This window comes from Novosphingobium sp. BL-S-34, assembly GCF_056857015.1.
In genome coordinates, this window is the sequence record NZ_CM166472.1 from 2,333,666 (window position 1) to 2,352,972 (window position 19,307).

Here is a 19,307-nt window from a genome sequence, read left to right on the forward strand (position 1 = left end):
CGCCGGACGAGAGGACATTTCGCGATGCTCGAACCCGCAGGACGCAACCATGGCAGCGTGGTCGCCCGCCCCTCCGAAGGCTGGATGCTGCACCGGCTGACCCCGCCCACGCGCCTCTACAGCGCCAACGGCCTGCGCACCGGTCCGGACGGGCGCATCTATGTCGCGCAAGTGGGCGGCAGCCAGATCAGCGCGGTCGATCCCGATAGCGGCGCGGTGGAGATCATCAGCCCGATGGGCGGCGCGATCACGGCGCCGGACGATCTGGCCTTCGACGAGGCGGGGAACCTCTACGCCACCGAGATCACCGAAGGCCGCGTCTCCATGTTGCGCCCGGACGGCAGCAGCGAAGTGGTCTGCGGAGACCTGCCGGTGGCCAATCCGATCACCTACTCGCAGGGGCGCCTGATCGCGGCGGGCTGCCACATGGGATCGCAGATCCTCGAACTGGATCGCCACGGCGGCGCGCCGCGTGTGATCGCGGGCGACGTGCCGATGCCGAACGCCTTCGAAGTCGGCCCGGACGGCAAGCTCTACATCCCGGTGATGGGCGCCAATGCGATCTGGCGCATCGATCTGGACGGCAATGGCGAGCCCGAAGTGGTCTGCGGCGACCTTGGCGTGCCGGATTCGGTGAAGTTCGACAGCGAAGGGATGATCGTCTCCACCCAGGTCGCCAGCGGGCAGGTGCTGCGCATCGATCCGCGCACCGGCGCGAAAACGGTGCTGGCCGATATCGGCGCCGGCCTCGACAACTGCACCTTCGTGGGCGACCGCCTGTTCATCTCGCACATCCTGGGTTCGATTCACGAGATCACCACGCCCAAGGCGGCGGGCGGTGTGGTGAAGCCGCTGATCGAGAAGGGCCTGCAATGGCCGCTGGACGTCGCCATGGGTGAGGACGGGGTGCTGTGGATCGCCGATGGCGGCTTCGTGTTCTCGCTCCGCGCGGGGGAGGCGGTGAAGCTGGAAGGCATGCTGTTCAGCCCCAGCTTCCCCGGTTACTCGCGCGGCGTCGCGGCGGCGGGCGCGGGGACGATGATCGTCACCACCGCCAACGGCGAAGTCGCCAAGTTCCATCCTGCCGGGCCTTCCAGCGAGGTCTTGGTGAGCGGTTACGACCAGTTGATGGGCGTGGCGCTGGCTCCCTCCGGCGCGGTGGTCTTCGCGGAATATGGTACCGGCAAGGTTCACTCGGTGCACAATGGCAAAGTAGAGGAACTGGCCTCCGGGCTGGACCGGCCCAAGGGCGTGGCGGTAGCCGGGGACGGCACCGTCTACGTGGCCGAAAGCGGTGCGGGCCGGGTGGTGAAGCTGGTCGGCGGCCGCACCGAGACGGTGCTGGACGATCTCGTCCGCCCCGAAGGCCTCGCGATCCGCAGCGGCACCGTGACCGTGCTCGACGTGAAGCGTCGCGAAGTGGTGCAGTGCGACTTGTCCGGCGGCGCGCGCGAAGTGATCGCGGCCGGCCTGCCGGTCGGCGCCCCCGAGGGCACCGATCCCAAGCCGCTGGGCGGCGTGGGCGACATGTGCGGGCCGATGGGCAACATGACCGGGCTCGATGTCGGGCCCGACGGCACGGTGTGGATCTGCGGTGACCTCGAAGGCACCGTTCTCGCACTCAGGAGAGCCTAACATGCTCAAGCAGATATGTTTTTTCCGGAAACGCCCGGATATGACCATGGACGAGTTCATGGACTACTACGAGAACCAGCATTCGCAGCTGTCGAAGAAGATGGGTGCGCAGCCGGCGATCCCCGGTGCGGTGCGGTATGTGCGGCGCTATCTGGTGCCGGAGAAGAACCCGATCACCGGCGAAGTCCACGATCCGGGCTTCGACTGCGTGATGGAAATCTGGTGGAACAGCCGCGCCGACTTCGAACGCTCGCAGGCGATCATCAGCGATCCCGCGCGCCTGCCGATGACGCGGGCGGATGAGGAAAAGCTGTTCGCCAGCCACGCCAACCCGGTCTGCACCTGCATCGAATACGATTCGCCGATGGGGCCCAATGGCGAAGCGACGCAAGTTGAGCTGCGCTACGGTGACTGAACTGACGGCCCGGCAGGAGTGGCGGCAGTTCGGGCTGGTGCCGGTGGCGGCCGGGCTCGGCTACGCGACCAGCGTGATCCATATCTACGGCATCGGCCCCTACATCGGCCCGGTGGCCGAAGCCATGGGCTGGAGCCGCACTGAAGTGACCTTTGGGCTCACCATCGCGACTCTCGTACAGGCCATCGGCGGCGTGTTCATCGGCCTTGCGGTCGACCGCTTCGGCCCCCGCCGGTTCGGGGTGACCGGCATCGTGCTGCTGACTCTGGCCTTCGCGCTGCTCGGCACGACCGGGGCCAGCCTGTCGCAATGGTACTTGCTCTGGGGGCTGATCGCGATGGTTTCGCTGCCGGTGCAGGCCTCGGTCTGGACGAGCGCGGTGGCATCCCGGTTCGAGCTTTCGCGCGGGATGGCGCTGGCGGTCACGCTCTGCGGCGCCTCGATCGCGGCGGGGCTGTTCCCGATCATCGGCACCTGGGCGATCAAGACCTTCGGCTGGCGGCTGGCCTTCGCGGTGCACGGCGGGCTGTGGTTCGTGATCGCGGCGCCGGTGATCTTCCTGTTCTTTCGCGGCGCGCATGACCGGGGTCGGCGCAAGGAACCCGCCCCGGCGAAGCGCGACCTGCCCGGCGTTTCGCTGGGCGAGGGGCTGCGCTCCAGCGTCTACCACCGGCTTTTCGCGGCGAGCCTGCTGTTCACTTTCACGATCATCGCCATCGTCGTCCACTTCGTCTCGATCCTCGGCGATCGCGGCGCGGACCCGATGACGGCGGCGGCGATCGCCTCGTTCGTCGGCTGGTTTTCGCTGGCTGGGCGGCTGGGGACTGGCGTGCTGCTCGATCGCTTCCCGGCCTCGCTGGTCGGCGCGGCGGTGTTCATGCTGCCGGTGATGGGCTGTCTGCTGCTGCTGGGATCGGGCACGTCGCTCGCCGCGCTGGCGCTCGCCTCGGGGCTGATCGGGCTGACTTTGGGGGCGGAAATCGACGTAGTGGTCTACCTGATCACCCGGCATTTCGGCCTCAGGAACTTCGGCGGCCTTTACGGCGGCGTGCTGGCGGCGCTGTCGATCGGCACGGCGGTCGGCCCGCTGGTCGCCGCGCTGATTCACGACCGGACGGGCAGCTACGAAATGTTCCTCTATCTGGCGATTGCCACGATGGCGGCCAGCAGCCTCGCGATCGGCTCGCTGCCGCGCGGCCGCCTCAAATTTGCGCCAGCGTAACCGATGTAGCGCCTCGGCGATTGGCCTCGCGTGCGAATAATGGGATAACGGCCGCAAATCGGCGCGATACGAAATTGGGAAGAGAGCAATGGGTGAGCAGGGCAAGATCGTACAGGCTCCCGAGGATCTGACCGTCCCGGTCCGCGTCCCGGCGGAAGCTTACATCTCCCCGGAATACGCCAGGGCGGAACGCGACAAGCTCTGGCGCAAGGTCTGGCTCCAGGCCGGGCGGCTGGAAGACATTCCGGAAGTGGGCGATTTCATCACTTTCGACATCATCGACGATTCGGTGATCGTGGTCCGCGCCTCCGAAACCGAGATCCATGCTTTCTACAACGTCTGCCCCCATCGCGGCCGCAAGCTGGTCGATACCCCGGCCGGAAAACGCAATGCGCGCGGCACGCGTCGCAGCTTCATCTGCGGCTATCACGGCTGGACCTTCGCCCTGGACGGCGCGAACACCTATCTGGAGCATCCGGAGGACTGGCAGGGCCATCTCTGTGCCGGCAAGGCCGACTTAGGGGTCGTCAAGGTCGATACCTGGGGCGGCTGGATCTGGATCAATCTGGACCCCGAGGCAATGCCGCTGGCGGAATACCTGCACCCGGCGGCGGGCATGCTCGATCCCTACGGCCTCCAGAACATGCGCCCGCGCTGGCGCAAGTGGGTGGTGTTCGAATGCAACTGGAAGGTCGCGATGGAGGCCTTTTGCGAGACCTACCACGTCTCCACCACGCATCCGGAATTCATGGAATTCGGCCAGTTTCGCGGCTGGGCCCGCAACCAGGGTCTCCACTCCAACATCGGCTACGACGCGCCGAAGGGGCAGGAGGAGGACTCCGGCAAGCTGCGCCTCGGCGCCGGTGAGGATCCGCGCCTGACCACGGCGGACATGCAGAACTTCACCTGGGCGAACGCCAATACCAACACGACGATGACGCTGGTCGGCGTGGCCAACCGGCTGAAGGACGAACTGCCCGAAGGCACCCCGGCGGCGGAAGTCTCGGCCTACTGGATCGGCACCGCGCGCAAGGAAGATGCGGAACGCGGCGTGGTCTGGGCGCAAGTGGACCCGCAGCACACCGCGCAGGCGGGCACGGCCTGGCAGATCTTCCCGAACTTCCAGATCGGCCACGCGGTCAACAACATGCTCTGCTACCAGGCGCGGCCTTACGGCACCGATCCGGACAAGTGCATTTTCGAAGCCGCCGTCTACGAACTCTGGCCCGAGGGCGAGGCCCCGGAGACGGAGTGGGAATATACCGCCCCCGCAGACTGGCCGCCGGTGCTCCAGCAGGACTTCGCCAATATGGCCGCCGTCCAGCAGGGCATGAAGAACGTCGGCTTCCGGGGCGCCCAGCCCAATCCCTACATGGAGCGCTCGGTAGCGTCGCTGCACATGAACCTCGCCCGGTTCATGTGCTCGGGCGCGCCCGAAACCTACTGAGGTCTCTGCCTTGGATCCGATGCCCCTGGTGCATGTCAGCTGGGCGCTGGCCGACAACGCCGCGCGCCCGGCGTGCGATGCCTTCTTTCGCGAAGTGTTCGGCGCGCGAACCGCGCACGAGATCCTGATTACGCCCGAGACCGAGAAGCTGGGGCTCGACCGCGAGGAAAGTCTGCTCATGATCGGCGACACCATGGTGATCCCGATCGCTCCCGCCGGTTGCGGTGCGCAGGAGGGCAATCCGCTGGGCGACATGCTGCGCCGCTCGGCGGCACCGAATCGCTGGATCGGCATTGCCCTCAAGGTCGGCGATCTGGACTTGGCCGACGCCTGGTTCGGCCAGCGCGGGTTCAAGCGCCACTACGATCCCGGCATGGAAGCCTTCTACTTCCTCGTTCCGCGCGGGCAGGCGATGGGTCTGCGGTTGGAAATCGTGAAGCAGGACATGCCGGGCGATCCGCGCCGCGATTCGGCCTGGCACCCGGACTGCGAGGATCCGCTGGGAATCGAGGGCCTTCAGGCCATCGGCATTTCCGCGCCGTCGTTGGCAGAGGCGCGCGAATTGTTCCACGGGAAACTTGACTGGCCCGAACTCGGCACCCGCGCCTTGCCGGAGGCCGACTGCGCGGCCTTCGTGATGGCCGACACCGTGCTGGAAGCGCTGGAGGGTAGAGAAGAGGGCGATGCCGTTGCCGTCCACGCGCGCGAGGTGAAGGGCATCTTCCACCTCGTGTTCAAGGTTCGCGATGCCGGCCGCGCGGCGCAATATCTTCGCGGCAGGGGCCTGCCGCTGATCGGCCAGGTCGAGGACCGCTTCGCCATCGCTCCCGAAGCGGCGCAGGGTCGGTTGATCTGGCTGACCGAAACGACGCCGCAGGGCTACCCCGTGCCGGGATCGCGGCTCCATCGAAGCACGGTTCCCGGCTGAACGGGCCGCCCGGCATGTATGGCGAATGCCTTCGGGGGAGAGGCGCTAGGCCCCTGCCCCCTGAGGATTACTTCGCTTCCGCCAGCAGCTTGGCGGCTTCCGGCGAGGACCAGTCGTTGCCGCCGGTATAGCGCCAGACTTCGCGGCCCTGGCTGTCGAACAGGACGGTGACCGGCAGGTTGCCGCCATACTGGAAGCCGAGGTCGCCGTTCTCGTCGACCCAGGGCTGGATGTTGTCGAGCTTGCGGCGGCGAAGGATCTCCACGACCTTGTAGGTATCGCCGGTGTCCTCGGAGATGGGCAGGATCTGCACGCGTCCGTTGGGATCCTTGGCCAGGGCCTCCAGGGTGGGCATCTCGGCGATGCAGGGCGCGCACCAGGTGGCCCAGAGATTGATCAGCAGCGGCTTGCCCTTGAGCGACATGAGATCGAGGCTCTCGCCGGTGTTGTCGACCAGCGTCACGTCGGGCAGCGGATCGCCCTTGTGCGAACGGTCGACCTTGCCGGTCGCGGCGGGCTGGGCCGTCGGTGCGGGGCTTTGCGAAGCCTCTTGTTGCGCGTCCTTCTTGCTTTGCCTATCGCAGCCCGCGGCCAGGAGGGCGCCGGCCCCCGCGATGGAACACAGGACGAGCGACTTGAGCGATTTCGAAGACAGCAAGGGTGGAAGCTCCAACCAGATGTGGGGTGGACGGTTCGAAGGTGGACCGTCTGCGATCATGCGCGAGATAAATGCCTCGATCCCCTTCGACAAGGCGCTGTGGAGACAGGATATCGCGGCCAGCAAGGCGCACGTCGCTATGCTGGGTGCCTGCGGGGTCGTTTCGGGCGAGGACGCGATCACCATTCGCGACGGCCTGGACCAGGTCGCGGCCGAGTACGAAGTCTCGGGAGTCCCGGAAAACTGGGACCTTGAGGACATTCACATGACCACCGAGGGCCGCCTTGCCGAACTGATCGGCCCCGTCGCCGGCCGTCTGCACACCGCGCGTTCGCGCAACGATCAGGTCGCCACCGATTTTCGTCTCTGGGTGCGCGATGCCGTCGATCAGGCCGACGCCGGCCTTGAAGCGCTGCAGAAGGCGCTCGTTTCCCGCGCCGGCGAGCATGCCGATTCGATCATGCCCGGCTTCACCCATCTCCAGACCGCGCAGCCGGTGACGCTGGGCCATCACCTGATGGCCTATTACGAGATGATCGGCCGCGACCGTTCGCGTTTCGCCGACGCCCGCAAGCGCATGAACCGCAGCCCGCTGGGCGCGGCGGCGCTGGCCGGCACCGGCTTCCCGATCGATCGCAAGATGACGGCGCAGGCCCTCGGTTTTGATGCGCCGACCGACAACAGCCTCGATTCGGTGTCGGACCGTGACTTCGCGCTCGATTACCTGATGGCCGCCGCGCAGTGCTCGCTGCACCTTTCGCGGCTGGCGGAAGAATTCATCATCTGGGCCAGCCAGCCCTTCGGTTTCGTGGCGCTGCCCGATTCGCTGTCCACCGGCAGCTCGATCATGCCGCAGAAGAAGAACCCCGACGCGGCCGAGCTGGTGCGCGGCCATTCGGGCCGTATCGTCGGCTGCCTCACCAGCCTGATGATCACGATGAAGGGCCTGCCGCTGGCCTATTCGAAGGACATGCAGGACGACAAGCCGCCGGTGTTCGAGGCCGCCAGCCTCCTGGCGCTGTCGATCGCGGCGATGACCGGCATGGTCGCCGAAACCCGCTTCCGCACCGATCGCATGCGCGGCGCCGCCGAACTGGGCTTCGCCACCGCCACCGATCTGGCCGACTGGCTGGTGCGCGAAGGCAACATTCCCTTCCGCGAGGCGCACCACATCACCGGTTCTGCGGTGAAGCTGGCCGAGCAGCGCGGCGTCGCGCTCGATCAATTGCCGCTGGAAGACCTCAAGGCCATCGACAGCCGCATCGACGAGCGCGTATTCAAGGCGCTCTCGGTCGAGGCATCGGTCGCCGCGCGTCGGTCGCACGGCGGCACCGCGCCTGAGCAAGTACGCCTGCGCGTGGCCGAAGCCCGGCTCGCGCTCGGTCTGGAGTAAGCCTGATGCCCAAGACTGCCGCCCTGATCCTGCTTCTCGCGCTCTCGGCCTGCGGCCAGAGGGCGGCGCTGGCACTGAAACCGGGGCAGCAGCTTCCGCCCGCACCATACGGCCGCGAGCAGAAACCGGGCAGCGCCGAGCTGCTCCAGACGCCGACGCTGGCGATCCCCGAACGCAGCGTCGAGCTGCGCACCCGCTCGGAACCACGGGACGACGATCCCTTCGATCTCCCGCCGCCCGAATAGTTTTCAGGCCAAATCGCTTTAGGCCGGATACACTTCCAGGCCGATCAGGCCTTCCAGATACCGAGACACCCATGGACCATTTTGCCCTGACCAACGGCGAGCTTTTCGCCGAAGACGTGCCGCTGGCCGTCATCGCCCGCGAAGTCGGCACGCCCGTCTACGTCTATTCCCGCGCGACCCTGAGCCGCCACGCCCGCGTGTTCCGCGAGGCGCTGGCCGAATTGCCCAGCGTCCACATCGCCTTTGCCGTGAAGTCCAACCCCAATCTTGCCGTGCTGCGCCTGCTGGCGAGCGAGGGCTACGGTGCCGATGTCGTCTCGGAAGGCGAGATGAACCGCGCGCTGGCCGCCGGTATCCCGGCCGGTGACATCGTCTTCTCGGGCGTCGGCAAGACCCGCCGCGAACTGACCGCGGCCGTCAAGGCAGGGATCGGCCAGTTCAACCTCGAAAGCGAGGAAGAGGGCGTCGAACTGGCGGAAATCGCCGCTGAACTCGGCTTGCGCGCCGCTTGCGCGCTTCGCGTCAATCCCGACGTGGACGCCCGCACCCATGCGAAGATCTCCACCGGCAAGGCGGACAACAAGTTCGGCGTCGCCTACGACCGCGCGGGCGGGATCTACGCCCGTCTCTCGGCTCTGCCCGGGCTGGAGATGAAGGGCCTTGCCGTCCACATCGGCAGCCAGATTTCCGACCTCGAACCCTCGCGCCTCGCCTTCCTCAAGATGGGCGAGCTGATGGAGGCGATTCGCGCCGAAGGTCATTCGGTGACTCACATGGATCTCGGCGGCGGCCTTGGCGTGCCTTACAAGGCCAGCGATTCGCTGCCGACTCCGCAGGACTACGGCGCGATGGTCGCTTCGGTCGCCAAGGACTGGGGCGTTACCCTGATGTTCGAACCGGGCCGCGTGATTACCGGCAATTCCGGCGTGCTCGTCACCGAAGTGGTGCGCGTGAAGGAGGGCGTGGTGAACCCCTTCGTCGTCGTCGATGCGGCGATGAACGACCTTGCCCGCCCGGCCATGTACGACGCCTGGCACGACTTTGCGGCCGTGAAGCCCAACGGCGCCACGATGACCGCGAACATCGTCGGTCCGATCTGCGAAAGCTCGGACACCTTCGCCATGGGCCGCGAAATCGACGAAGTCGCCGCGGGCGATCTGGCGATCTTCCGCACGGCCGGTGCTTATGGCGCGACGATGGCCAACACCTACAACAGCCGCGCGCTGGTGCCGGAAGTCATGGTGGATGGCGAAAAGTGGGCGGTGGTTGCCGCCCGCATCGAGCCGGAGACGATCCTGGCGGCCGAAACCGTGCCCGACTGGCTCGCCTGAGCGCCGGCTTCGACAAGCGCGGATCGAACGGATAGGAACGGCACGGTTTGCCGTTCCTATCCGTTTCGAGGCCCTGTTTCCATGATCGAAAGCCTGCCCCTGTTTCATCGCCTTTCGGGGCGTCCGGTCGTGGTCACCGGGGATGGCGAGGCGGCCGATGCCAAGCGGCGCCTGGTGGAGCGGGCGGGCGGCCGGGTGGTTCGTGACCTGGCCGAGGGCATGGCGGCGGGCGCCCGCATCGCCTTCATCGCCCAGGAGGACGAGGCGGCCGCCCAGGCCGATGTCGCGCGCGCGCGCGAGGCCGGGATACTGGTCAACGCCCCGGATCGCCCCGCGCTCTGCGATTTCACCGTCCCCTCGATTCTCGACCGCACGCCGGTGCTGCTGGCGATCGGCACGGGCGGGGCTTCCGCAGGGCTGGCCAAGCAGCTGCGCCTGCGGCTTGAGGCGCTGTTGCCGCAGTCGCTGGGCGTTCTGGCCAGCGCCTTGCTGGCGGCGCGTCCGGCGCTGCGCGCACGCTTTCCCGACCCAGGGGAGCGCCGGCGGGCGCTGGATGCGGCGCTGGGGCAGGGCGGCGCGCTGGACCCTCTGGAGGACGCGGGCGCGGAGCGGGTGGCCGAGTGGCTGGCCCATGCCCCGCAGGCGCCGCGCGCCCCGGTGGAAATCACCCTGCGCAGCGCCGATCCCGAAGACCTGACCTTGCGGGAAGCGCGCCTGCTCGGTTCGGCCGATCTGATCGTGCACGAGGCGGAAGTGCCACCGGCCATTCTAGACCGCGCGCGCGCCGATGCTGCCCGGCAGTTGGCCGGGGCCGACGAGCAATCTTTCGAAATGCATCGCGGACTGGTCGTAACCCTCCGCTTCCCCGCCGCGAACCGGGATTGATCGCGGTGACAGCTCTTGTTCGACAATAGTGTCGAACAATTTGCGCGGTTAAAAACAAGTTTACAATTTCAAGGAATTAACTCATTCAAAGGCGCGGTGTGCGGCAGACTTTGCCCAGTGTGACTTGAGACTACTGCGGCGCAGGAATGGCCGAAGGAACCGGTTTTGCAAATATCCGATGTGACGACTATCAAATTGCCGCAGATCGACTTTGCCAGCCTTCCCGATCTCGCCAGTTTTTCCGACTGCGATCGTCCCACCGCGCTGCACGGCGCGCTGACGGACCGACCCCGCCTGCAAAGCCTGGACGACAACCGCGCCCTGCTGCTCCCCTGCCTTTACGAACTGCATCCGGGAACGTGAACCGGGATGCAGGTGCATGACGACCTGAAGGCGCTTTCGCGCGACGCTGCCGCTTGGGAACAGGGCCAACGGACGCTCGCCCGGATGATCGCGGCGTGGCGGACTGCGCCGGAGGCCGCGTCGGTACTGGCCGCCCTCGACAGGTTCGGGCGGAAAGAATCTCTTGATACCTGCGCTGCGCTGGCGGCACTCTTCGCGAAAGTCGGCGATGCTGCCCCCGATCCGGCTCCCGATACGCCCTCCGATCCTGCACGCGAGCTGGTGAGTGGGCTGATGCGCCGGGGATTGGCGGCGCTGGCGGCCCATCCGCTTGGCCAGATGCCGTTTCGCCATGCGCACAGGCAGGCGGCCGATACGCTGCTCCTGGCTCATTCGGGCACTGCCACGCTGGGGCTCGCGGTGTTCGACGGTGCGGCGCTCGCGCGGCAGCCCGCGCCCAGGACAGCGGAATTCGCGCCTGTCGAGACGTGGTTCCGCGTGCTGGCGGGAAGCGGGAGGGGCGACCTCACCACGCGCGATCCGGAAAGCGCCGCCTTGCGCACCGAAGCGCTCGATCTGGTGCCCGGTATGACATTCCACCGGCATGGCGCGCGGCAGGCTCTGCAATTGCGGGAGGTTTCAGGCAGTCTCGTCGTCTTGCGGCTGCAACGGCTCACTTCGCTCCACGATCCCGTGCGCGAGGTGGCGCTGGGAGACGGTGACTTGCGGTCGCAAGCGGCGCTGACGGCGGAATATAGCCGAATGGACATGGCCATGGCCGCTCTGGCGGCGCTCGGGCGGCAGGACGCGGTTCCGGCGCTCTCGCGCCTGGTCCATGGCCAAGGCCCCGCCGCCCTGCGCTGGCAGGCGCTGCGGGCGATCCTGGCGCTCGATACCCGCGCCGGGCTGGTGCTCCTGAGAACGGTTGCGTCAAGCGATGATCCGGCCTTGTCCGGGCCCGCGCGCGACTTGCACCGCACTTTGGTCGCCCAATGGCCGGAGCTGGAGAAAGTGGCGCAATGGCGCGGATGATGACCATGCGCGACCCGACGAGCGCCTCGCTCGCGGAGTTCGTCGATGCACTGTCGAGCTGGGGCTTCGATCCGCGCGACGACGTGAGCCTGTCCCACGCGGCGAACTGGTTGCAGCGGCTCGGCAATGACCGGACGTTCCTGGGCGACATGCTGATCGACCTGATCTCCGGTCTCGCGCCTGTGCCGGACGGGGCGGACGCGCTGGAAGGGATCGGCGCGCATTCGATCATGCTGGTGACGCCGGGCCAGGGCAATTTCTTCCTCAACGCCCGCATCTGGCCGGCCGAGCAGGACGCGCTCTACCGCGCCAGCGGACCCGAGGCGCTAGGCTACGGTCAGGCGCACGACCACAACTTCGACATGCTGGCGCTGGGCTATTTCGGGCCGGGCTACGCGGCGGACGAGTTCGAATACGACTATGGGGCGGTGGTGGGATACGAAGGAGAGCCGGTGGCGCTGCGCCCGGCCGGCCGGTTCGTGCTGGCACCGGGCAGCATGGTCCATTACCGCGCGCACCGCGACGTTCATGTCCAGCATCCCCCGGCCTCGCTGTCGGTGGCGCTGAACCTCGTGCATACGCAGGCCGTGCAAGGCTGGATGGACAGCTACGATTTCGATGCGGCGCGCGGCACCGTCACGCGGCTCCACGGCCATGGGCCGAGCGAGAGCTTTTTGCGGATCGCCGTCGCGCTCGGCGGCGAGGAGGCGCAGGATCTTGCGAGCCGGTTCGGCCAGTCCCATCCCAGCGACCGCATGCGCTTGGCCGCTTGGGAAGCGCTGGCTGGCGCAGCCGCAGGCGCCGAGGCGCGCGACGCCGTCTGGCGAGAGGCGGAAGGCTGCGGAAGCCGCCTGGTTGCCGCCGAGGCGCTGCGGCGACGGGGAGACGACGGCTAGGGCGGCGCCTGTCGCGGACCGTCGGCAGGCGCCGCCCTGGCGCCGACAGCCTTCAGGCGCCGACGTTCCGGAATGGCGGCCTTGTCAGAACATCCCGCCGACCAGGGCGTCGACGGCGCCTTGCAGGATCACCGCAGCGGCCGCGGAATCGATCCGCGTGGCGCGCTTGGCGCGGCTCATGTCCTGGTCGATCAGGCCGCGCTCGGCGCTGGTGGTGGACCAGCGCTCGTCCCAGAGCAGGATCGGCAGGCCCACCACCGAGAGGTTGCGGGCATAGGCGCGGCTCGATTGCGCGCGGGGGCCTTCGGAGCCGTCCATGTTGAGCGGCAGGCCGATGACGATTCCCTTGATGCCGCGTTCGCGGATCAGTTCCTCCATCAGGGCCTTGTCCGCGCCGAACTTGCTGCGCTTCAGCGTCTTGCCGGGGGAGGCGATGCGCCAGCCGGCATCGCAGAAGGCCGTGCCGATGGTCTGGGTGCCCAGGTCGAGGCCCATCAGCGCGCCCCGGTTTTCCGCCAGTACGGCGCGGTAGTCCAGCGCGTTGGTGGTGATCAATGTGCCTTCTGCCATGCCGCGACGCGTCCTTCGAAATCCGCGCGAAGGTTCGCCCAGAACAGCGTCACGTCATAGAGGTGGTAGTTGTTTCCGGGAAGCACGTAAGGCCCCAGATCCAGCGCCGGTGGCGGTCCGATGTGGAGAAAATGGTCGGATCCGCAGCTGGCCGGGACGGTCGCCTTGGCCAGAGTGCCGGTCCCGGTGCGGAAATCGGGCACCAGCGTGCCGAGATTGGCGGCAGCATCCGCGCTTCCGCCTTCGGTGCCAGTCAGCGGATTGGTGCAGAGGAACGGGCTGGCGGCCACGCTCTGCCCGTCGAGGCCGGTGCGGCGGGCGTAGGCGTTTGTCAGCATCTGCGTCTCGGCGGGATCGGCCACGGAAAGCCAGCTTATCACGCAGCCGGTCTGGTCGGAGCGGAGGCACGCGGGCAGGCCCATCCGGGGCAGGTCATGCGCCAGCGAGACCGGCCAGCCGATCACGTAGGCGGCGACGATGCGCTTGCCGAGCGGCTTCCCGGCTGCCCGGTCGCGCAGCACGCGGCGCAGCAGGAAGGCACCCTGGCTATGTCCGGCCACGACGATCGGGCGGCCCGCAGGTACGCTCTTCACGAACTGGTCGAAGGCGGCGAGCACGTCGGAATAGGCCAGGTCGATGGCGCGGTTGGCCTGGGGCGCGGCGGTAAGGAAGGCGCCGATGGCCGCCTGGCGGTAGCGCGGCGCCCAGATCTCGGCGCGATTGAAGGGGCTCGCCATGCCTTTCACGAAAAGCTCTGCGCGGCCCTGCGAGAAGTCATCCGCGAGATCGCCGTTCCAGGCGCTGCGCACGACGAGGCTGGTGGGGTGCACGAAGAACACTGCGACCGGCAGGGGGCTGGCCGGCTTCTCCACGCCCGGCGGCAGCCAGCGCGCGGGATCGTCCTTCATGTCGGGCCGGGCGATCCACATCTTCGGATCGCGCCAGGCTTCCGGCCCGAGGGCGTCTTTGGGAGCGTAATCCACCGTGGGCACGAAGGCGATTTCGGTCAGGTCTTCCGACCAGAGCCGCATGGCCGCCAGAAGGCCGATGGCGAGGATGACGAGAATGGCGATGACGTAGAGGAACTTGCGGGCCATGGTTCAGGATCTCGCCCGAGTGTGGCGGCGGGTCAAGCCGAAGCCTCCAGGCCGGCGGCAGTCTTGCCCCCGCCGTTGCGATCGGCCTCCCGTTCGAGCCAGATTTTGATCATCGCCACCAGCGGATCGGCCAGTGCCAGCCCGAGCAGGCCGAACAGGACGCCCATGATGAGCTGGGTAGCCAAGACCAGCGCGGGCGGCAGGTCCACGGTCTTGCGGGCGATCATAGGCACGATCAGGTAGCCGTCGATCAGGTGGATCAGCAAGTAGACGACGATGGTGTAGAGCCCCATCTCGTACCCGCCCGAGAAGCCGACCAATATCATGATCATGCCGGAAATCGGCGCACCGATATTGGGCAGGAAGGCGAGCATGCCGGTGATGAGCCCAAGCAGGACCGCCATCGGCACGCCGTAGAATTGCAGCATCGCCCAGGTGAAAAGGCCTTCCACGGTCATGCCGATCAGACGGCCGAACATCAGGCGGCGCAGGGCCTGGCCCATCATCTCCACCGTCGTTTCGAAATGATCGCGCCTGTCTATGGGCAGCATCCAGCCGACGCCGCGCTGGTAGAGCCGGGGCTCCAGGGCAAAGTAGATGCCCAGAACCAGGATCAGGAACAGGGTCGTGACCACCCCGATCAGCCCGCCGACCACGCGCGTCACTTGCCCGATCCCGCCAAGCGCCTCTTGCGCCATGCCGCGCAGTTCGGTGATGCGCGGCTGGATGCCATGGGCGTGAAGCCAGGTGAGGCCGTGGCGGAACTGGCTCTCGATCGTTGCCGGCAGCTCGGCCGCCTGCATGGCGATCTGACTGCCGGCAAAGCGCCCGACCCAGAGCAGGAACAGCAGGGCCAGGAGCAGAACCATGCCCACGCGCAGTCCGCGCGGGATCTTCAGCACTTTGCCGATCAGGCGGGCGCCGCCGTCGATGAGGGCGCCAAAGACGATGCCGCCGAAGATGACGAGCAGCGATTGCGCCAGGAATACGGTGAGCGCCAGAAGCGCCGCCATCCCGATCCACACGAAGGCCTTGCGGGCTTCGGTACGGATCAGCGGATCGGAAATGTCGGTCGGACCGGCACGCTCGGCAAGATCGGCTCCTGCCTCCCGTTCCGGCCCCGTCGCCATCAGTTCGCGGCTCCGGAGGCCATGCGCGGCTGGTCGGCGCCGGACGGCCAGGTCCTGGAGGGATCCACGGGCGGGCGCAGGCTGGTGAAGGCGCGGCCGGGGCGCAGCGCGCTCCACCAGGTCAGCGGGTTCCAGCTCTGGGTGCCGTCGAGAGAGAACGTGATGAATTCGGCCCGTCCGCCCACGTCGGACAGCGGCACGGGACCGCCGAGGCCGCCGCCGGGCTGGCCGAACATGTCGGTTTCGAACGGCGCCCGGCTGTCGGCCGAACGGTCGCGATCGTCGCCCATCAGGAAGACGTGACCTTCAGGCACCCTGACCTCCCCGTAATTGTCCAGTTCCTGGTTCAGATAGTCGATCACCTGATAACTGGCACCGTTGGGCAATGTTTCACGGTAGGTCGGCATTTCGTAAACGCTCCGGCCGCTCGGCAGGCGGGTGCGGAACTGTTCGAAGCCCTCGTAGCAATGGCCGGGCTCGGCATCGCCCTCGCAGGTCAGCGAATCATCGGCGGCGATGCGGACGGGCGGCACCATTTCACGCGGCACGAAGCGGCCGTTGAGGCGGATGCGGCCGTCGATCACGGCGATGCGGTCTCCGGGCAGGGCGACCACGCGCTTGATCAGGTCGGCCTTGCGGTTGCCGGGCACGACGATGACGATGTCCCCGTATTCCGGCGTCCGGCCCAGCAGGCGCCAGGTGCTGCGCGGCAGCAGGTGGAAGCTGATCGAGGACCAGTTCCAGCCATAGGGATATTTGGAAACGACCAGCCGGTCGCCCACCAAGAGCCCGGGCATCATCGAGATCGAAGGGATGTAGAACGGCTTGGCGGTGAAGGAATGGAATGCCAGCACGCCCAGCAGCATGAGCACGAGGCCGCGCAGCTCCTGGAACCAATTGACCTTCTCCGCGACCGGCGGGGCCTGAAGGGGCGCCGGGTTCACGGTCGGCTTGGGCTGTTGGATCATGTCCCGGGGATACTCGGCGTCAGGATTGGGGGAGGGGGCGTGCTTCGATGACCACGAAGGCCTGTGCCCATGGATGATCGTCCGTGAGCGTGAGGTGAACCACGGCCTCGTGTCCGGCCGGAGTCAGGCTGTCCAGCCGCAGTTTCGCGCCGCCGGTCAGCGCCAGCGTCGGCGCGCCCGAAGGGGCGTTGACGACGCCGATGTCCTTCATGAACACGCCCGCCTTGAACCCAGTGCCAACGGCCTTGGAGAAGGCTTCCTTGGCGGCGAAGCGCTTGGCGAGCGTGCCGGCAACGGTGTGGGGACGGCGCGCCGCCTTGGCACGCTCCACATCGGTGAAGACGCGCTGGAGGAAACGTTCGCCGAATCGGTCGAGCGAGTTCTGGATCCGCTCGATGTTGCAGAGGTCGGAGCCGAGGCCGATAATCATGAAATTCCGGTCCTTTTCACCGAACCTCGTCCATCAACTGGCGCATTTTCCGCACGCTGGTTTCCAGCCCGCAGAAGATCGCCTCACCGATAAGGTAATGGCCGATGTTGAGTTCCGCCAGTTGCGGAATGGCGGCCACTGGCTGGACGTTGTCGTACGTGAGGCCGTGGCCGGCGTGAGGCTCGATGCCGTTCTTCGCGGCCAGAGCGGCCATGTCGACGATGCGGCGCAGTTCCACCGCGACCTGCTCGCCTTCGGCATGGGCATATTCGCCGGTGTGGAACTCCACCACCGGGGCGCCCAGCTTCATCGCCGCTTCGATCTGCCGCGGCTCGGGCGCGATGAACAGGCTGACGCGGATGCCGGCGTCCGACAGGCGGGCGACGATCGGGGCGAGCCGGTTGTGCTGGCCCGCCGCATCCAGTCCGCCCTCGGTCGTGCGTTCCTCGCGGCGCTCCGGCACGATGCAGGCGGCATGCGGCCGGTGGCGCAGCGCGATCTCGAGCATCTCGTCGGTGGCGGCCATTTCCAGGTTGATCGGCAGGCCGGTGGCCTCGAACACCCGCTGGAGGTCTTCGTCGCGAATGTGGCGGCGATCCTCGCGCAGATGGACGGTAATGCCGTCACCCCCCGCCTGGGCCACGATCTGCGCGGCGCGCGCCGGATCGGGATGCTCGCCGCCGCGCGCGTTGCGGATGGTGGCGACGTGGTCGATATTGACACCGAGACGCAGACGGGAAGGGGTGAGGACGTTCATTCGCTCATCCTGAACGGGATAGGGGGCGGGCGGAAGATCGGCGGGGATCAGGGCTGGGCGCGGCTGCCCGGCTTGATCGCGGGGGTTGCGGCCAGTTCGGCCGGCAGCTCGTCCGCGGCGTACGTCGGGAAGTTCAGCGCCACCAGCGGGAAGAAGGGCACGCCGAGGTCCACCGCGCCCGCCGAACGGTCGATCAGCGATGCGGCCGCGACCACTTCGCCGCCGGCTTCCTCGATGGCCTTGATCGCCTCGCGGCTGGAAAGACCGGTGGTGACCACGTCCTCCACCATCAGCACTTTGTCGCCTGCTTCCAGCGAAAAGCCGCGGCGCAGTTCGAAAGTGCCGGTCGGGCGTTCCACGAACATGGCGTCGACCTGGAGGGCGCGGCCCATTTCCTGGCCGATGATGACCCCGCCCATGGCCGGCGAGACGACCTTGGTGATGGACTTGCGAATATCGTGGGGGAGTTTTGCAGCCAGGGCGACGGCGAGTCTCCCGGCGCGGTCCGGGTTCATCAGAACGCGGGCGCACTGGAGGTAGAAAGCGCTGTGTCGACCCGAGGAAAGCAGGAAATGCCCCTCAAGCAAGGCCTTGCTGGCGCGGAACTCGGCGAGGACTTCTTCTTCCTGCATCGACGGGTAATCCTTTGGTGCAATTTGCAATGTTCTGGCAGGGCGTCATGGACGCTTGCGTCAAAAATCCCCTAGAGGCGCTTGAGACAGGCGGCAAGGCCGCGTATAGCCCCCGGTGAAGGGGGGCACCAAGCCTCCGCAATAGGGGTGCGCGCTTGGGAGGCGACTCACTTGGGCGTTCATAAAGAAAACGGAAGCGCTATAACCATGATATTGGGCAAAACCGTTCGTACTTTGGGCGAGGCTGCAAGAGCTCTCGGTCTATATTCCGTCGCGGCCATGGCGTTCTCGTCGACTTTGGCAGTTTCTTCCGCAATCGCGGCGCCGGCTGCTTCGGCTGTCGTTCCGGCACCCGTCGCCAGCTATACGCCGCTGAAGCCGACCCCCGGCATCGGCATGCCGGTAGAGGGCGGAATCGGTCTCCAGCAGCAGTTTTCCAAGCTCGGCGAATATGGCGAGTGGATCCACGACGGCGTGCTGATGCCGATCATCACGGTCATCACGCTCTTCGTGCTGCTGCTCATCGTCATCATCGCGGTGCGCTACAACCGCCGCGCCAATCCGGTGGCCTCCAAGACCAGCCACAACACCATCCTCGAAGTGGTGTGGACGCTGGTTCCGGTGCTGGTCCTGATCGGCATCGCGGTTCCTTCGATCGACCTCATCGCCAAGCAGTACAAGCCGGCTCCCAAGGGCGCGCTGACCATCAAGGTCACGGGCAACCAGTGGTTCTGGACTTACGGCTACCCCGACAATGGCGACTTCGAGGTCGTCTCCAACATGCTCAACCTGCCCGGCCAGCCGATCATCAACAACGGCGTGCGCGAAGTGGGCTCCAAGCCCTGGGACGGCCCCTCGCATCTTGAGGTGGACAACCGCATGGTCGTGCCGGTGGGCGAACCGATCCGTCTGCAGATCACCGCGGCGGACGTGATTCACTCGTTTGCCGTGCCTTCGCTCTGGTTCAAGCTCGACGCCGTGCCCGGCCGCATCAACGAAAAGGTGCTGCTGGTCGAAAAGCCCGGCGTCTATTACGGCCAGTGCTCGGAACTGTGCGGCGCCAAGCACGGCTACATGCCGATCGCGGTCGAGGCGCTGCCGCGCGCCCAGTACGATGCCTGGGTCCTGACGCACGCCGGCGGCGTGATCGACGGACAGGCCAAGCCCGCCGCTGCCGCAGCAGCAGCGGCACCCGCAATGAGCCCTGGCGCCGTCGCCACGGCCGAAGCGACGGAGGCCTCGGCCTCCGAAGCCACCGCCGCAGCAGAATAAGCGCGAATCGAAGGACAGGGCT

At 67.1% G+C, this 19,307-nt stretch carries 21 protein-coding genes; 13 read left to right on the forward strand and 8 right to left on the reverse strand.

Annotated features, from left to right (window positions below; genetic code table 11):
- Positions 1 to 24 precede the first annotated feature (24 nt).
- The 5 genes from AC1VV3_RS11070 (at position 25) to AC1VV3_RS11090 (ending at position 5,647) form a co-directional block, all read left to right on the forward strand.
- Complete coding sequence (locus AC1VV3_RS11070) at positions 25 to 1,635, forward strand: SMP-30/gluconolactonase/LRE family protein (protein WP_482961765.1); 1,611 nt, start codon at positions 25 to 27, stop codon at positions 1,633 to 1,635.
- Positions 1,636 to 1,681: 46 nt separating this feature from the next.
- Positions 1,682 to 2,050, forward strand: a complete 369-nt coding sequence (locus AC1VV3_RS11075) for an EthD domain-containing protein (protein WP_243654350.1) — start codon at positions 1,682 to 1,684, stop codon at positions 2,048 to 2,050.
- Complete coding sequence (locus tag AC1VV3_RS11080) at positions 2,043 to 3,272, forward strand: MFS transporter (RefSeq protein WP_482961766.1); 1,230 nt, start codon at positions 2,043 to 2,045, stop codon at positions 3,270 to 3,272. Before AC1VV3_RS11075 ends, AC1VV3_RS11080 begins: the two co-directional genes overlap by 8 nt.
- Positions 3,273 to 3,360: 88 nt before the next feature.
- Positions 3,361 to 4,719 carry an aromatic ring-hydroxylating oxygenase subunit alpha gene (locus AC1VV3_RS11085; RefSeq protein ID WP_482961767.1) on the forward strand — a complete coding sequence of 453 codons (1,359 nt, stop codon included), beginning with the start codon at positions 3,361 to 3,363 and terminating at the stop codon, positions 4,717 to 4,719.
- A 19-nt stretch (positions 4,720 to 4,738) separates the two neighbouring features.
- Positions 4,739 to 5,647, forward strand: coding sequence for a VOC family protein (locus AC1VV3_RS11090; RefSeq protein WP_482962093.1), 909 nt, complete (start codon positions 4,739 to 4,741; stop codon positions 5,645 to 5,647).
- 67 nt (positions 5,648 to 5,714) lie between these two features.
- On the opposite strand, the gene AC1VV3_RS11095 is transcribed toward AC1VV3_RS11090, so the two are convergent.
- Positions 5,715 to 6,305 (reverse strand): TlpA family protein disulfide reductase, encoded by a 591-nt coding sequence (locus AC1VV3_RS11095; RefSeq protein ID WP_132268029.1) that lies wholly within the window; start codon positions 6,303 to 6,305, stop codon positions 5,715 to 5,717.
- A gap of 19 nt (positions 6,306 to 6,324) precedes the next feature.
- On the opposite strand from AC1VV3_RS11095, the gene argH reads away from it, so the two are divergent.
- From argH to AC1VV3_RS11130, 7 genes are all read left to right on the forward strand, one after another.
- Complete coding sequence (gene argH, locus AC1VV3_RS11100; protein WP_132268714.1) at positions 6,325 to 7,698, forward strand: argininosuccinate lyase; 1,374 nt, start codon at positions 6,325 to 6,327, stop codon at positions 7,696 to 7,698.
- 5 nt (positions 7,699 to 7,703) lie between these two features.
- Positions 7,704 to 7,943 carry a hypothetical protein gene (locus tag AC1VV3_RS11105; RefSeq protein ID WP_482961768.1) on the forward strand — a complete coding sequence of 80 codons (240 nt, stop codon included), beginning with the start codon at positions 7,704 to 7,706 and terminating at the stop codon, positions 7,941 to 7,943.
- Positions 7,944 to 8,014: 71 nt separating this feature from the next.
- On the forward strand, positions 8,015 to 9,274 hold the full coding sequence (gene lysA, locus AC1VV3_RS11110) for a diaminopimelate decarboxylase (RefSeq protein ID WP_134093809.1): 1,260 nt from the start codon (positions 8,015 to 8,017) through the stop codon (positions 9,272 to 9,274).
- A gap of 81 nt (positions 9,275 to 9,355) precedes the next feature.
- Positions 9,356 to 10,159 carry a precorrin-2 dehydrogenase/sirohydrochlorin ferrochelatase family protein gene (locus AC1VV3_RS11115; RefSeq protein WP_482961769.1) on the forward strand — a complete coding sequence of 268 codons (804 nt, stop codon included), beginning with the start codon at positions 9,356 to 9,358 and terminating at the stop codon, positions 10,157 to 10,159.
- Positions 10,160 to 10,339: 180 nt separating this feature from the next.
- A complete protein-coding gene (locus tag AC1VV3_RS11120; protein WP_132268037.1) occupies positions 10,340 to 10,522 on the forward strand; it encodes a hypothetical protein in 183 nt (60 codons plus the stop codon).
- A gap of 6 nt (positions 10,523 to 10,528) precedes the next feature.
- Positions 10,529 to 11,533 (forward strand): hypothetical protein, encoded by a 1,005-nt coding sequence (locus AC1VV3_RS11125; protein ID WP_482961770.1) that lies wholly within the window; start codon positions 10,529 to 10,531, stop codon positions 11,531 to 11,533.
- The gene (locus tag AC1VV3_RS11130; RefSeq protein WP_482961771.1) at positions 11,521 to 12,429 is read left to right on the forward strand and encodes a transposase; all 909 of its coding nucleotides are present in this window, start codon (positions 11,521 to 11,523) and stop codon (positions 12,427 to 12,429) included. Before AC1VV3_RS11125 ends, AC1VV3_RS11130 begins: the two co-directional genes overlap by 13 nt.
- An 84-nt stretch (positions 12,430 to 12,513) precedes the next feature.
- On the opposite strand, the gene ruvX is transcribed toward AC1VV3_RS11130, so the two are convergent.
- From ruvX to pyrE, 7 genes are read right to left on the reverse strand one after another with little or no spacing between them, the layout of a single operon-like run.
- Entirely contained in the window at positions 12,514 to 12,999 is a 486-nt protein-coding gene (gene ruvX / locus AC1VV3_RS11135; protein ID WP_132268043.1) for a Holliday junction resolvase RuvX, read from the reverse strand.
- Positions 12,981 to 14,096, reverse strand: coding sequence for a DUF3089 domain-containing protein (locus tag AC1VV3_RS11140; RefSeq protein ID WP_132268044.1), 1,116 nt, complete (start codon positions 14,094 to 14,096; stop codon positions 12,981 to 12,983). Before AC1VV3_RS11140 ends, ruvX begins: the two co-directional genes overlap by 19 nt.
- A gap of 32 nt (positions 14,097 to 14,128) precedes the next feature.
- A complete protein-coding gene (locus AC1VV3_RS11145) occupies positions 14,129 to 15,226 on the reverse strand; it encodes an AI-2E family transporter (protein WP_132268046.1) in 1,098 nt (365 codons plus the stop codon).
- Entirely contained in the window at positions 15,226 to 16,194 is a 969-nt protein-coding gene (lepB, locus tag AC1VV3_RS11150) for a signal peptidase I (RefSeq protein ID WP_482961772.1), read from the reverse strand. Before lepB ends, AC1VV3_RS11145 begins: the two co-directional genes overlap by 1 nt.
- Before the next feature lie 19 nt (positions 16,195 to 16,213).
- A complete protein-coding gene (gene acpS, locus AC1VV3_RS11155) occupies positions 16,214 to 16,624 on the reverse strand; it encodes a holo-ACP synthase (protein WP_134093816.1) in 411 nt (136 codons plus the stop codon).
- Between the two features lie 16 nt (positions 16,625 to 16,640).
- Positions 16,641 to 17,381, reverse strand: a complete 741-nt coding sequence (locus tag AC1VV3_RS11160; RefSeq protein ID WP_132268051.1) for a pyridoxine 5'-phosphate synthase — start codon at positions 17,379 to 17,381, stop codon at positions 16,641 to 16,643.
- 47 nt (positions 17,382 to 17,428) lie between these two features.
- On the reverse strand, positions 17,429 to 18,013 hold the full coding sequence (pyrE, locus tag AC1VV3_RS11165) for an orotate phosphoribosyltransferase (protein ID WP_132268053.1): 585 nt from the start codon (positions 18,011 to 18,013) through the stop codon (positions 17,429 to 17,431).
- Positions 18,014 to 18,220: 207 nt separating this feature from the next.
- Here pyrE and coxB point away from each other — a divergent pair, with 207 nt between their 5' ends.
- Entirely contained in the window at positions 18,221 to 19,285 is a 1,065-nt protein-coding gene (gene coxB, locus AC1VV3_RS11170) for a cytochrome c oxidase subunit II (RefSeq protein WP_132268055.1), read from the forward strand.
- Positions 19,286 to 19,307: the final 22 nt, after the last annotated feature.